General features: G+C 48.3%; 11 protein-coding genes. 8 read left to right on the top strand and 3 right to left on the bottom strand.

Annotated elements, in window-relative coordinates:
* Positions 1 to 104: 104 nt before the first annotated feature.
* Positions 105 to 1,211 carry an ABC transporter ATP-binding protein gene (locus CP943_RS05830; RefSeq protein WP_023856547.1) on the top strand — a complete coding sequence of 369 codons (1,107 nt, stop codon included), beginning with the start codon at positions 105 to 107 and terminating at the stop codon, positions 1,209 to 1,211.
* 50 nt (positions 1,212 to 1,261) lie between these two features.
* Here the strand turns inward: CP943_RS05830 and CP943_RS05825 are convergent, their stop codons facing one another.
* On the bottom strand, positions 1,262 to 1,486 hold the full coding sequence (locus CP943_RS05825) for a hypothetical protein (protein WP_020450771.1): 225 nt from the start codon (positions 1,484 to 1,486) through the stop codon (positions 1,262 to 1,264).
* 232 nt (positions 1,487 to 1,718) lie between these two features.
* Between CP943_RS05825 and CP943_RS05820 the strand changes: the two genes are divergently transcribed.
* The 3 genes from CP943_RS05820 (at position 1,719) to CP943_RS05815 (ending at position 2,883) form a co-directional block, all read left to right on the top strand.
* On the top strand, positions 1,719 to 1,922 hold the full coding sequence (locus tag CP943_RS05820; protein ID WP_026579969.1) for an alpha/beta-type small acid-soluble spore protein: 204 nt from the start codon (positions 1,719 to 1,721) through the stop codon (positions 1,920 to 1,922).
* A 170-nt stretch (positions 1,923 to 2,092) separates the two neighbouring features.
* The gene (locus CP943_RS22400) at positions 2,093 to 2,236 is read left to right on the top strand and encodes a hypothetical protein (protein ID WP_165688282.1); all 144 of its coding nucleotides are present in this window, start codon (positions 2,093 to 2,095) and stop codon (positions 2,234 to 2,236) included.
* A gap of 23 nt (positions 2,237 to 2,259) precedes the next feature.
* Positions 2,260 to 2,883, top strand: a complete 624-nt coding sequence (locus tag CP943_RS05815) for an NAD(P)-dependent oxidoreductase (protein WP_025811778.1) — start codon at positions 2,260 to 2,262, stop codon at positions 2,881 to 2,883.
* A gap of 20 nt (positions 2,884 to 2,903) precedes the next feature.
* Here the strand turns inward: CP943_RS05815 and CP943_RS05810 are convergent, their stop codons facing one another.
* Entirely contained in the window at positions 2,904 to 4,922 is a 2,019-nt protein-coding gene (locus CP943_RS05810; protein WP_023856543.1) for a multidrug resistance ABC transporter ATP-binding protein/permease BmrD, read from the bottom strand.
* Positions 4,919 to 6,673: a multidrug ABC transporter ATP-binding protein BmrC gene (locus CP943_RS05805; RefSeq protein ID WP_105980849.1), complete on the bottom strand. Its 1,755-nt coding sequence runs from the start codon at positions 6,671 to 6,673 to the stop codon at positions 4,919 to 4,921. The genes CP943_RS05810 and CP943_RS05805 overlap by 4 nt, the downstream gene beginning before the upstream one ends.
* Positions 6,674 to 7,194: 521 nt before the next feature.
* Between CP943_RS05805 and CP943_RS05800 the strand changes: the two genes are divergently transcribed.
* From CP943_RS05800 to CP943_RS05785, 4 genes are all read left to right on the top strand, one after another.
* Positions 7,195 to 7,695, top strand: coding sequence for a universal stress protein (locus CP943_RS05800; protein WP_026579971.1), 501 nt, complete (start codon positions 7,195 to 7,197; stop codon positions 7,693 to 7,695).
* Between the two features lie 666 nt (positions 7,696 to 8,361).
* Positions 8,362 to 8,676 (top strand): heterocycloanthracin/sonorensin family bacteriocin, encoded by a 315-nt coding sequence (locus CP943_RS22960; RefSeq protein ID WP_080131300.1) that lies wholly within the window; start codon positions 8,362 to 8,364, stop codon positions 8,674 to 8,676.
* A gap of 124 nt (positions 8,677 to 8,800) precedes the next feature.
* A complete protein-coding gene (locus CP943_RS05790; protein WP_105980848.1) occupies positions 8,801 to 10,648 on the top strand; it encodes a putative thiazole-containing bacteriocin maturation protein in 1,848 nt (615 codons plus the stop codon).
* On the top strand, positions 10,648 to 12,582 hold the full coding sequence (locus CP943_RS05785) for a TOMM precursor leader peptide-binding protein (RefSeq protein ID WP_105980847.1): 1,935 nt from the start codon (positions 10,648 to 10,650) through the stop codon (positions 12,580 to 12,582). The genes CP943_RS05790 and CP943_RS05785 overlap by 1 nt, the downstream gene beginning before the upstream one ends.
* Positions 12,583 to 12,644: the final 62 nt, after the last annotated feature.

Here is a 12,644-nt window from a genome sequence, read left to right as displayed (position 1 = left end):
ACTTGCACGAAAAGAAATTGTGCACCATGTCCATTTACACCGACCTGCCGTTTTTTATAAACTAAGACCAGATAAAGCGCTTACATAAAAGAGGGGGAGAAAAAATGGCGGAACTCGTGCTCGATCGGATATACAAAGTGTATGACAACAAAGTCACGGCTGTGGATAATTTTAATCTTCATATCGATGATAAGGAATTTATCGTCTTTGTCGGACCGTCAGGCTGCGGCAAGTCGACAACGCTCAGAATGATCGCAGGACTTGAGGAAATTACGGATGGCGAATTCACAATCGACGGGAAACGGATGAATGATGTCGCTCCCAAGGACCGCGACATTGCGATGGTATTCCAAAACTATGCCCTTTATCCGCACATGAACGTCTATGACAATATGGCTTTCGGCTTAAAGCTGAGGAAGTTTCCGAAGGATGAAATCAAACGGCGCGTCCATGAAGCGGCCAAAATTCTGGGCCTTGAACAATATTTGGACAGAAAGCCAAAAGCGCTTTCCGGCGGACAGCGCCAGCGCGTTGCCTTAGGCCGGGCAATCGTTCGGGACGCAAAGGTGTTTCTGATGGATGAACCGTTATCAAACCTTGATGCCAAATTGCGCGTACAAATGCGCGCCGAAATCACAAAGCTTCATCAGCGCCTGCAGACGACGACCATCTATGTCACCCACGACCAGACTGAAGCGATGACGATGGCTACGCGGCTCGTCGTCATGAAAGACGGAATCATCCAGCAGGTCGGCGCGCCGAAGGAAGTCTATGAAAATCCGGAAAACGTGTTTGTCGGCGGCTTTATCGGTTCTCCCGCAATGAACTTTTTCACCGGCACTCTAAAAGAAGACTTGTTTACATTTGACGGCGTTTCGGTTCGCGTGCCGGAAGGAAAAATGAAAGTTCTGCGCAGCCAGGGCTATGCCGGCAAGGAAATCATCATGGGAATCAGACCTGAGGATATCCATGACGAGCCTGTTTTCATTGAAGCGTCAAAAGACTCAAAAATCGATGCGAAAATTGAGGTAGCTGAGCTGATGGGCGCCGAAACGATGCTTTATTCGCAAGCCGGCACGCAGCCGTTCATCGCCAGAGTCGACTCAAGAACCGACGTCCAGGCCGGCGATACGCTTCCTCTTGCGCTGGACATGAATAAAGCCCACTTCTTTGATAAAGAAACGGAGCTTCGCATCCGTTCTGAAGAATAGCGGATTTAAACACTCTCCATGACCGAAGCATGCTGCGGCCCTCCGTGCTGCTATGCTTCGGTCGTTTCAATTTCAACGGTTTCTTCATAAGTACAGTCCTGGCAAGTATATAAATGAACGCATACGGTTTGCGTTTGTTTAAATGAATCGAACTCCATATACGGACTGTACGGACCGAAAAAATCGGTTGCTCTCCCCGCGTCCGCCATTTCCCCGCCGCACTTCGGACAATGCCTTGTCTGGACGAGAATCCCATTGCACACTGGACACATCATCTGCTTCATCTCCTGCTTTTTTCCTTAGCTTGCCCCATTCCCGGCCTTTTCGCCTTTCAACATTTACCAGATTGAAGCACGCATTTATTTTATCGAATCCACCATAATACGTAGTACAAACCAACATTGGGCTTTAGCCGAGAAGGCAGCGGTTTTCTTTTGGTGAAAGCCGGCAGCTGGTGCAACTCCAGTCAGCCCAACCATACCATTTTTATAAAGGAGTTTGATACAAATGGCTAATCAAAATTCTTCAAATCAACTGGTTGTCCCAGGAGCAGCTCAAGCGATCGAACAAATGAAATTCGAAATTGCTTCTGAATTCGGCGTAAACCTCGGCGCTGACACGACTTCCCGTGCAAACGGTTCTGTCGGCGGAGAAATTACAAAACGTTTAGTTTCCCAAGCTCAAGCATCTATCGGCGGTCAACAATTTTAAACAACTTCATATTCATGGATAACAGAAGGTGCATATCCTGCACCTTCTTTAGCGTGTCGACAAACTTTCACATTCATTGCCGGGGCGGCGGCCCGCACCTCTGGCATATCTTATGAAAGCCCGCACCCGCTTCTCCTTTTTTCATATGCTGATATAAAGGAGGAGTCGGCATGCAGCTGATGTTGAGCATCAATTGGGAATTGATTCAATTTGTCGGGATTTCTCTATTGAATGAGTATGTCTCAAATGTCCGCCCTTATCATGGAATTTTTTGCTTTCGCGGGGCTTTTTCTTCCGGACGATCTGACGTATGATAGATCCGATGGGAGTGATTATGTTGAAAATTGCGCTTTTTGGAGGTACAGGCCGTGTCGGACAGGCCTTTCTCAATTTTGTTGAAGAGGATGGGCGTTATTCCGTTTACGCACTTGTTAGGAGGACTGAAGGCGCCCGCATTCCGGATAAATGCTGCCAAGCGCTTACAGGGAACGCCAGGAACCAGCATGACGTCGAGTCTTTAATAAAAGATTCGGATATCGTTGTCAGCTGTTTAAACACAGATGGAGACGATACATTGACCGTCTCCATCGAACATATGATAAATGCCATGAACGCACATCGGATTAAACGGCTGATTACAATCGGAACGGCCGGTATTTTAAACGCGAGGCAGAACCCGGACCTTTACCGCTTTGAAACAAACGAATCAAAACGGCGCTCGGCGCGCGCAGCGCAAGAACATGCCCGTGTGTACGAACGTCTCCGCGAGTCTGAATTGGATTGGACGATCGTCTGCCCGACATATCTCCCCGACGGGCCGGCATTGAAGACATACCGTTTTGAACAGGATGTTCTGCCGGACGGCGGAAAAGAAATATCGACCGGCGACACCGCCCATTTTCTTTTCAAACAGCTTGAATCAGACCAGTTTGTCAAGGCAAGGGTGGGGCTTGCTTATTAAAGCCGGGGTGAAGATCCGGCTTACCCTGTCAGGGTTCCTTTTCCCTTTTGCAGTTCATACATTTGATAGTATTGTCCTTTTTGCTTCATCAGCTCTTCATGATTTCCCCTTTCGATAATCCGGCCTTTTTCAAGAACGAGAATCTGGTCGGCGTTTTTGATCGTTGACAGCCTGTGGGCGATGATAAAGGTCGTGCGCCCTTGTTTAACAACATCAAGCGCTTTTTGAATGACCGCTTCTGTTTCCGTATCGATATGGGCCGTTGCCTCGTCTAAAATAAGAATAGCCGGATCATATGCCAACGCACGCGCAAACGAGATCAGCTGTCTTTCCCCTGACGAAAGGGTGCTTCCTTTTTCGATGACCGGCTCGTCAAGACCTTTCGGCAGGCGGGCGAGCATTTCAAGTGCCCCAACCTGTTTCAAGGCGGCTTCTATTTGATCTCTGGTCAAATCAGCATTGTCAAGGCTGACATTTGAAGCAATCGTGCCGGAAAATAAGTAAGGATCCTGGAGAACGATGCCCATCTGCTTTCTGATTTCCTGCCTTGACATATCGTATATGCTTCTGCCGTCGATTTTGACATCGCCCTTTTCAATATCGTAAAAGCGGAAAAGTACATTTAAAATGGAGCTTTTTCCTGAGCCTGTATGGCCGACCAATGCAACGGTCTCCCCTTGCTTCGCTTCAAATGAGATGTTTTTCAGCACATCTTCACCGTCATGATAGCGAAAAGATACATCTTCAAATACGACTCGCCCCCGCGCTCTTTCGCTGCCCGGCTCTTTGACGTCGACGCCTGGCTCATCCAGCAGGCGGAAAACCCGCTCCGATGATACGCGAGCCAATTCAAGCTTGGCAAACTGGTTGACAATGCCCGTAATCGGCTGAAATAAACGATTCAAGTAATCAACGAATGCATAAAGGACGCCGATTGAAATCATTCCTTCCGCGTTCAGGGCAGCTCCCCCGAAATACCAGATTAAAGCGGTGAACATCACATTTCTGAGAATGTTGACCAAGTTGTGGGACATAAGCGAATTCAATTTCAGCATTTTATTTTGGTAATGAAAGTGGCTCTCGTTCAGCTGTTCAAATTCTTCTTTTGTGTCCTGTCCGCGACGGAATGCCTGAATAATCGGCATGCCTTGAATCGATTCATTCATTTTGGCGTTGATCTCGCTGTTGATTGACCTGAGTTTATGATTGTAGCCAGAAGCGAATTTTCGATAAACGGCCGCCCAAATGACAATCAGGGGCAAAATCAACAGACAGACGCCGGCCAGCCTGACATCAAGGAAAAACAGCGCGGCGAATATTCCGGCCATATAAATGATATTTGTGACAAACGTCGAAAGAACGGTCACATACAGGTCGCGGATCGCTTCGGTATCATTCGTCACCCTTGCAACGATTTTTCCTGCCGGCAAATTATCAAAATAGCGGATAGGTAGCCTTTGAATGTTGGCGAATACATCCTGCCTCATCTTTTGAATGATGCGGTTTGCGCTCATCTGCAAGAGGTAGAATTGGCCGTAATGGAAAAAGATCGAGAAGACGAGAAGGCCGAAATAAATAGAAACGAGTGAAATCAGCCCTCCTATTTCAGGCTCGTAAAAAGCATACACTTCTGACAAAGACAGGCGATCGGCCTTGTAGGTTTCCGTCCGGTCTCCGCTTGTCATTCTCAGCTCTTCTCCGGATACCGTCCGCTCTCCGTCAAAGGAAACCGGTTCCTCCACAAAGTAGTAGTTCATGCCGACTTGAAAGATGTGAACTTCCTGCAGCTTTTCAGCTGAAGAGTCTGTCCTGTCCTCCCTGATATATTCCTTTCCTTTATAGGAAACGGTATATTTCGTCTCCTCTGTTGTTTCATACCACGTTTTTTCAATTCCGAGAATATGATCGTCGATCATCTTTTTGGCGATCATCGGTCCCGTCAGCTCGGCTGTGACGGCAATCGTCAGCATGACGAGCGCCCAGATGAGAATTTTTTTGTAAAGAAGCGCATATTGGAAAAGCCTTTTTCCTGTTGTCATGCTACAGTCCCCCCTTCTTCTCCCGAAGGAAGCTGCTGTGCTTCGTATTGTTCAAAATACCAGCCTTTCCGGCTGATCAGTTCCTGATGCGTCCCTCTTTCAACGATCCTTCCATTTTCCATGACGAGAATGAAATCGGCGTGTTCGACGGCCGACATCCGATGTGATGTAATAAAGGTCGTTTTGCCTTTCCGCCTGCTGCGGATGTTTTCAATAATCGCCGCTTCCGTTTTCGCATCGACGGCGGACAGCGAATCATCCAAGATCAAAATATGGGGCTCCGCAATCATCGCTCTCGCAATTGAAATCCTTTGTTTCTGCCCCCCGGATAAAGCGACGCCCTTCTCTCCGACCATTGTCTCCAAACCGTCTGAAAGCATCTCAATATCCTTTTTCAGATGTGCTGCAGAGATGACATCGTATAAATCGCGTTCCTCGGCGAGTCGTCCGCCGAACAAAATATTGTCTTTCACCGATTTTGAAAACAACACGTGGTCCTGAGGCACATACCCGATCCAGCTGCGAAGCTGATCAAGCGGCAGGCGGTCAATCGGCACGCCCGAAATGGTGATCGTTCCTTTTCCTTTCGGGTACTGCCTCAGCAGCTGCTTGACTAACGTCGTTTTGCCGCTTCCCGTCTTTCCGACGACTCCGACCGTCTGTCCTTCTAATACGGTAAATGAAATATCGGCCAGGTTTTCCGACGCGGAGCTCGGGTACGTAAAAGCGACCCCGTCAAACACAATATCGCCCGGTTCCGCTGCTTCAGGTTCGGCGGGCTCTCTCACATCAGGCTCATATGCCAATGTTTCATTTACTCTGTCAAGCGAAGCATTTCCCCTCTGCATGACATTGATCAGTTCTCCGATCGCAAACATCGGCCAGATCAGCATGCCGAGGTACACGTTGAAAGAGACGAGTTCACCCAATGTCAGCTGGCTGCGGAAAACAAGATAGGCGCCGTAGCCAAGACCGATTAAATAGCTGATCCCGACCAAAAACTTCACCGTCGGTTCGAACAGCGAATCGATCAAAGCGACTTTCATATTTTTCTTGTACACATCAGCCGTCATGCTGTTGAACCGGCTGACATCATTTTTCTCCTGTACATAGGCCCGGATCACCCTTACCCCTGACACGGACTCAAGCACTCGATCATTTAAAGCGCCAAACGCATCCTGCGCTTCCGTGAAACGCTCATGAATTTTTTTCCCGTAAATGCTGATGGCAGCCGCCATCAGCGGAAGGGGAATGATCGAAGCAAGCGTCAGCTTCCAGCTGATCAAAAAACCCATCGTCAAAAGAATCGTCAGCATATACATCGTCGAATCGACCAAGGTCAAAATGCCGAAGCCCGCCGTCATGGAAATCGCTTTTAAATCATTTGTCGCCCTCGCCATCAAATCCCCTGTGCGGTTTTTCTCGTAAAAAGACGGGGTCATTTTCAGCAAATGGCCCATCAGCTTGGATCTGAGGATTTTTTCGACAAGGTTCGCTCCCCCAAACAGCTGATACATCCAATAATAGGACAAGATATAAACAACTGCGCCAAGCGCGAGAAATAAACCGATATAGCCGAGCATGCCGGCCTTTGAAAAAGTGCCCGCCTGCATGTCGTCAATCGCGTTGCCAAGCAGCTTCGGCGGAAACATTTCCAATACGTTTACAATAATCAATAGGACGACTGCTAGCGTGTAGCGCCGCCAAGAGGCTTTAAAAAACCAGCCCAGCTTCCATAAAACAGAAAACATCTAATATCCTCTCCTTTTTTAGCCGCCTTCAAGTTTTTCCTTACAATCTTTGATTTCGTTTTTTCTGATACTCGGCATAAAAAATTCCTCCTTATGTGCGGTTTATTTATTAGAAAAACATGCTGCTCCGCATCGGGAACAGAATGTTTTTTCTCAGAAAAAAAAGGCACACTGTGTACCAGCATGCCTTTTTTCATATAAAAAGGCGCATGTACGCTTGTTCACGCGACATGCGCCTTCCTTTTGAAAATTGTTAAAGTGAAACAGAGCCCTGATCGTAAGGAAGGTATAAAAATGTCACGTTAAGGTGCTTTTGTTGTTGAACTGATGCTTTGATATTTCTAAACATGACGATACCCTCCAATCTTATTAATATTTTCCATCTTATAGTACGGCCCTTTATTTGTCAATTTGTTTTTTTGGCGAATGGCGGGCTTTTGATTCATATTCTCATATTTCGTTAGATTTGTTGGGAAAACGGGTAATATAAAAGTAAATCCATTCTGAAAGGAATGATCAATTTGTTTAAAGCTGACCGGATCATTGTCGCGTTTGACGGAAAAGAGGAAAGCAAAAAAGCGCTGAAAAAAGCGATCGACCTCTCGAAAAGGCTCGGCTCGCAATTGACCGTCGCCCATGTCCATGAACCGAGGCAAGTGAGAACAGAGGCTGCGACTGAAAGACCCGCTGCCGGCGCGCCATACCTTTACAGCGGCTTCCCGGCCGTGCCCCGGGTCCCCCACGATTCAGACTTGGCCGGTGAACCCATGATCTATGAGGACAGCGCGGAAGAAGCGATTGCGGCAGCGAAAATCATATTGAGCGAAAACCAGTACGACGCGGAAATAGAGGTGTTGGAAGGCGACCCGGCCAACGCAGTTCTACAACATGCGGAAAATATCGGCGCTGACCTTGTCATCACGGGTACGCGCGACCAAAACCGCCTGAAAAAGCTCCTGTTTGGCAGTGTCAGTGACAAGATATCGACAAAATCGGAGATCCCTGTGCTAATTGTAAAATAACGATTTTAAAAGAGGCCGGTCAAATGTCCGGCCTCTCATCATGTTACGATCTTCTCCTGTTCATAATATAGATCATGCCCCACACAATGGATAGGAAGACTCCTAATACTATGACCGCATTTATTATTGAATCAATGCAATCTCTCCTTCTCTATGAAAACATACTTGTAGAAAGAACCTGTTTTTGCAGTCATACATAAGCATTTGCATCAGTATAAAACTGCAAGGGCACTGTTCCCGCGAATGATCCTCTACTGCTATATACAACGCCAATTGATTTTTTCCTGCTAAGCCGAATGGTTACCTTTATCCTCTAGACTTTCTTCACTTTAGACGTTTCCCTTGAAATTTGACTTTCACTCCACATGACTTACAATTGATTTCTTTCTCCGCCTTGCCCCGCATTCTTGGTTTTACTTATTGTCCCCCCTCTCTACAGTCCCAACGATCTTTATATCAATAAACTGCCGCAAAATAAAAGCCCCTCTCCAGCGAAATCCAATAACAGGAAAAATAGGCGTTCAAATTAGTAACAACCACCTAACAGACCTCATAATTTGATCTTGTGAGTACCCGGGGTATTTGACTTAATCTGACTTTGCTTATGTTTCATTCTTTTTTTATTGTGTTTTGGTCAAAAAATTTTATCGATGAGGGGGATATTAAATGCAACCATTCCATGATGAACTGCAGTCGTTGGAGATGGATCAATTCCAGGCAGAAGATATGACGCATTGGGATGCGGACCGTCATCACGCCAATGTTAAACACTGCGCAAGCTGCTGGAGCTGCGGAAGCTGTGCCAGCTGTTGGAGCTGCATGGGTCACAGCTGTTGGAGCTGCGCGGGTCACAGCTGTTGGAGCTGTGCGGGCCACAGCTGCTGGAGCTGTATGGGCCACAGCTGTTGGAGCTGCATGGGCCACAGTTGTTGGAGCTGCGCGGGCCATTGCTGTTGGAGCTGTTGGCGCGGAGGCATGTAGTTTTTTTATAAAAAAGAAGACTTCCCCTGCCTCTTTTGCCGCAGGGGTCTTCTATTGCATAAAGGACAAACAAAATTACATATAATGGTATGTCTTGTTTTTAAAACATTGAAGGAGGAAGAGCATGACACACCTGACTGCTTCCGCTCGCCTGAAAGTAAACCAGGATACATGGTTTCTTCCTGATCCGAACGGCGGCGCATACTTTAGAAATAATTCCGGGTCGTTTCGCATAAAAGGATCTTCGATTGCTCAATGGATCGAAAAACTTCTGCCGATGTTCAACGGGGAACATTCGCTTGAAGACTTGACAAAAGGGCTACAGGCTCCGTACCGAAAGAGAGTATATGAAATCGGAGAAATGCTTTATAAAAACGGGTTCGTTCGCGACGTAAGCCGGGATCACCCGCACAAACTGGAAAGCTCAGTGCTTCAAACGTTTGAAGCCCAAATCGAATTTATTGAGAGCTTTGCCGATTCCGGCGCTTACCGCTTTCAGCTGTCGCGTCAAACCAAAATATTGGCTATAGGGGCCGGCTCCTTTCTCACAAAATTGGTCCGGTCGCTGATCGATTCCGGTTTTTCAAGAATCCGTGCGATCGTGACGGATGCATCCGGGCACGCTTTAGACGAACTGGGAGAAATATCAGGGCAAACCGAAAGCGGACTGGAGATTGGCTGCGCCGAAACGCAACACTGGCGGGAAGCGGTGCGATCTGCCGATTGGGTTCTGTATGTCTCTGACCGCGGCTTCACAGATGAGCTCCGCGATCTTCAAACGTTTTGCCTCGAAGAGAACAAAGGCTTCATACCCGGGATCTGCCTGAAACAAGTCGGACTGGCAGGCCCTGTCTTTCATCAACAAGGAGACGGCTGCCTGAAGGATGCCTGGAGGCGCCTCCATCGGTCTGCGCTCCATGAAGAACGGGCTCTTCGAACTTTTCCTTCGGCAGGGAAAGACATGCTGGCAAACGTTATTGTGTTCGAATTGATGAAAGCAACTGCTGAGATTGCACCATTATCTAAGAAGAATCAAGTGTATCTGATTGATTTGGCAACGCTCGAAGGCGGCTGGCATATGTTTCTTCCGCATCCGGACTTCGCTTGCGGCAAGGATTCGCCTGAACTCATCTGCGACCTTGAAGCGAAACTTTCGGAGCGCCCCGGAAGAGAAGCAGAAAGCAGGTTATTTCAATGTTTCAGTGAACTGACCTCACCTGTAACGGGCATTTTTCATCTGTGGGAAGAGAAACATTTGCGGCAGCTTCCTTTAGCACAATGCTTTGTTCAGACAGCAGACCCGCTCTCTTCCGGACCTGCGGAGCTTTTGCCCGAGACGGTGTCGGTCGGTTTGACCCATCAAGAGGCGCGGCGGGAAGCCGGGCTGGCGGGTATTGAAATGTATGCATCAAGGTTGAACCGTTCTTATCCGAGTAACGGGGAGATCGCCGCCGGGGAAACGCTGGCTGAAGGCGTATTAAGGGGATTGGAGAAATGCTTGGAACACCGGTTGCGAGAACGGATCAAAAGCGGAAAAGAAACGATTTCCCTCGTTCAGCTAGGCGGAATGGAAGACCGGCATACCGCATTTTATTTAAAAGCGCTGACAGTCTTGTACGGCAAACCGGAAATCGGTGTAGGAAAAAACATACAAGGCTTCCCTGTCGCATGGGCGGGAATTCGCGGCCGCTGGTACGGAAGTTCTGGACTCAACATCACATTCGCTCTCAGAAAAGCGCTCGAACGGGCGCTGACAGACAAAGACCCTGTGAAAGGCGCGGATGTTTTGCTGGAGTCTAGTGACCTGAAGCTTGCTACCCCCGTTTCCGCTGATTTGCAGCAAACACTGCTTTCCGCCTTGAAAAACAACTGCGACTTGCAGCTTTATGTCTATGAGCTGCCTGCTGAACCATTTTTCAAAGAAAAACTGGCAGGCATTTACTGCGTGCAGTTGCGAAAGGAGGAATCTTGATGAACCGCTGCATTTTGGTCATTGGCGAAGGATTGATGGCAGAAGACGCATCACAACAATTATCTGCTGAATATAACATTATCCGAAGGTCTGATTTTGAGAACAGCATACCGGAGGAGACTGCGTTCGCTCTTGTGCTGCACGATGCTTGGCGGCCTTTATTATACCGCGAGGCGGAAAAGGTGCTAAGGGCAGCAGGGATTCCGTGGCTTCGCGGGTTTGCATCTTTTGGCGAAGGGGTCATCGGACCGCTCGTTATTCCGTCAGCGTCAGGATGTTCCCAATGCGCCGATATGAGGCGGTATATCTCCGGCCCCGACAGCAGAGAGACCCTTGAACTGGAACAAAAAAGCAATGGCATAAGCCGCGATCCGTGGGTTTCAAAGACCGGCTGCCGCCAAATGGTCAGCCTGATCTGCACAGAAGTCGACAACATCATGAACGGCGGGTGCGGCCGGTTGAAAAAAAACCTATACATCGTCAATTTGAAAACGTTAGAAAGTTCGCTCCACGCTTTCATCCCGGAACCGACATGCCCTATATGCGGCAGTCTGCCTGAAGACGGAGCGGAATCCGCACGGATATCGCTTCGGCCCAGTCTGAAAACGAACCCGGACAGCTTTCGCGTGCGAAACACGGACGATTTAAAACAAACGCTCGCCAAAGACTATCTGGATCATAGAACGGGGATATTCAACACCAAAATTTATGACGCGATTCTGCCGTTCGCCGATATGATCGTCAATATGCCTTTATGGACGGGAAATGAAGGTGTCGGAGGGCGGAGCCATTCGTATGAAGACAGCGAATTGACCGCCATTTTAGAGGGTTTGGAACGTTATTCCGGAATTGAACCGCGCGGCAAACGGACGGTCGTACATGACACCTATGAAAATGTAAAGGATCGTGCGCTCAACCCGGCAAAAGTCGGGCTCCATCAAGCGGAACAATACATGCATCCCGATTTTCCTTTTCAGCCATTTCACCCGGCCCGTCCTCTTCACTGGGTATGGGGCTATTCATTTTTGCAGAAACGGCCGATTCTCATTCCTGAATCGCTCGCCTATTACAGCCTGGGGCGCGAAGACAGCTTCGTCTATGAAACATCGAACGGCTGTGCACTTGGAGGGAGTTTGGAGGAAGCGATTTTCCATGCCATACTAGAAGCCGCTGAGCGCGATTCATTTTTGCTTGCCTGGTACGCCAGGCTCCCACTTCGGCAGCTGGATCTCGGCTCTTCAGAAGATCCGGAATTACGCCTCATGACAGAGAGGGTGCGAAGTGTGGCGGGATATGATCTGCATGTCTTTAATTCAACGATGGAATACGGCATTCCAAGCGTTTGGGCGATCGCCAAAAACAGAAAACGGGAAGGATTGAATCTGATTTGTTCCGCAGGGGCCCACCCCGATCCCGTAAAAGCGGTGAAAAGCGCCCTTCATGAGCTGGCAGGCATGATGTTGAAGCACGACCGCAAATTTGAATCTGAAAGGAGCAAATATCACCAGATGCTCCGCAATCCTGCTTTAGTGCAGGAAATGGAGGATCACAGCTTCATGTACGGACTGCCTGAAGCTGAAGAGCGACTCCGGTTTTTGCTGAATCAAAGCCGGCCTCTACAAACATTCGACGATGCCTTTAAAAAAAGAAAGAAACACCTTGATTTAACCGAAGATCTCTGCGACCTGCTTGAAGCTTTCCGGAGTCTCAATCTTGAAGTGATTGTCGTTGACCAGACTTCCCCTGTTATCAAACGGAACGGACTTTACTGTGTGAAAGTGCTTATCCCGGGCCTGATTCCGATGACATTCGGACAGCGCTTCATCCGCCTGGAAGGACTTGAGAGAATTTTCACGGTGCCGAAGGAGCTCGGCTTTGCAGAAGAGCCGTTAACACCAGAACAGCTGAACCTGCACCCGCACCCGTTCCCTTAAAATTTAAGAGAATGACTTTTTTTCCCGATTGTTCTGCTTTATGATCATAAAGCAGAACTTTT

Source organism: Bacillus paralicheniformis, from assembly GCF_002993925.1.
Taxonomy (GTDB): Bacteria; Bacillota; Bacilli; order Bacillales; family Bacillaceae; genus Bacillus; species Bacillus paralicheniformis.
Note: the sequence above shows the minus strand (reverse complement) of the source record. Positions and strands in the feature narration are given on the sequence as shown.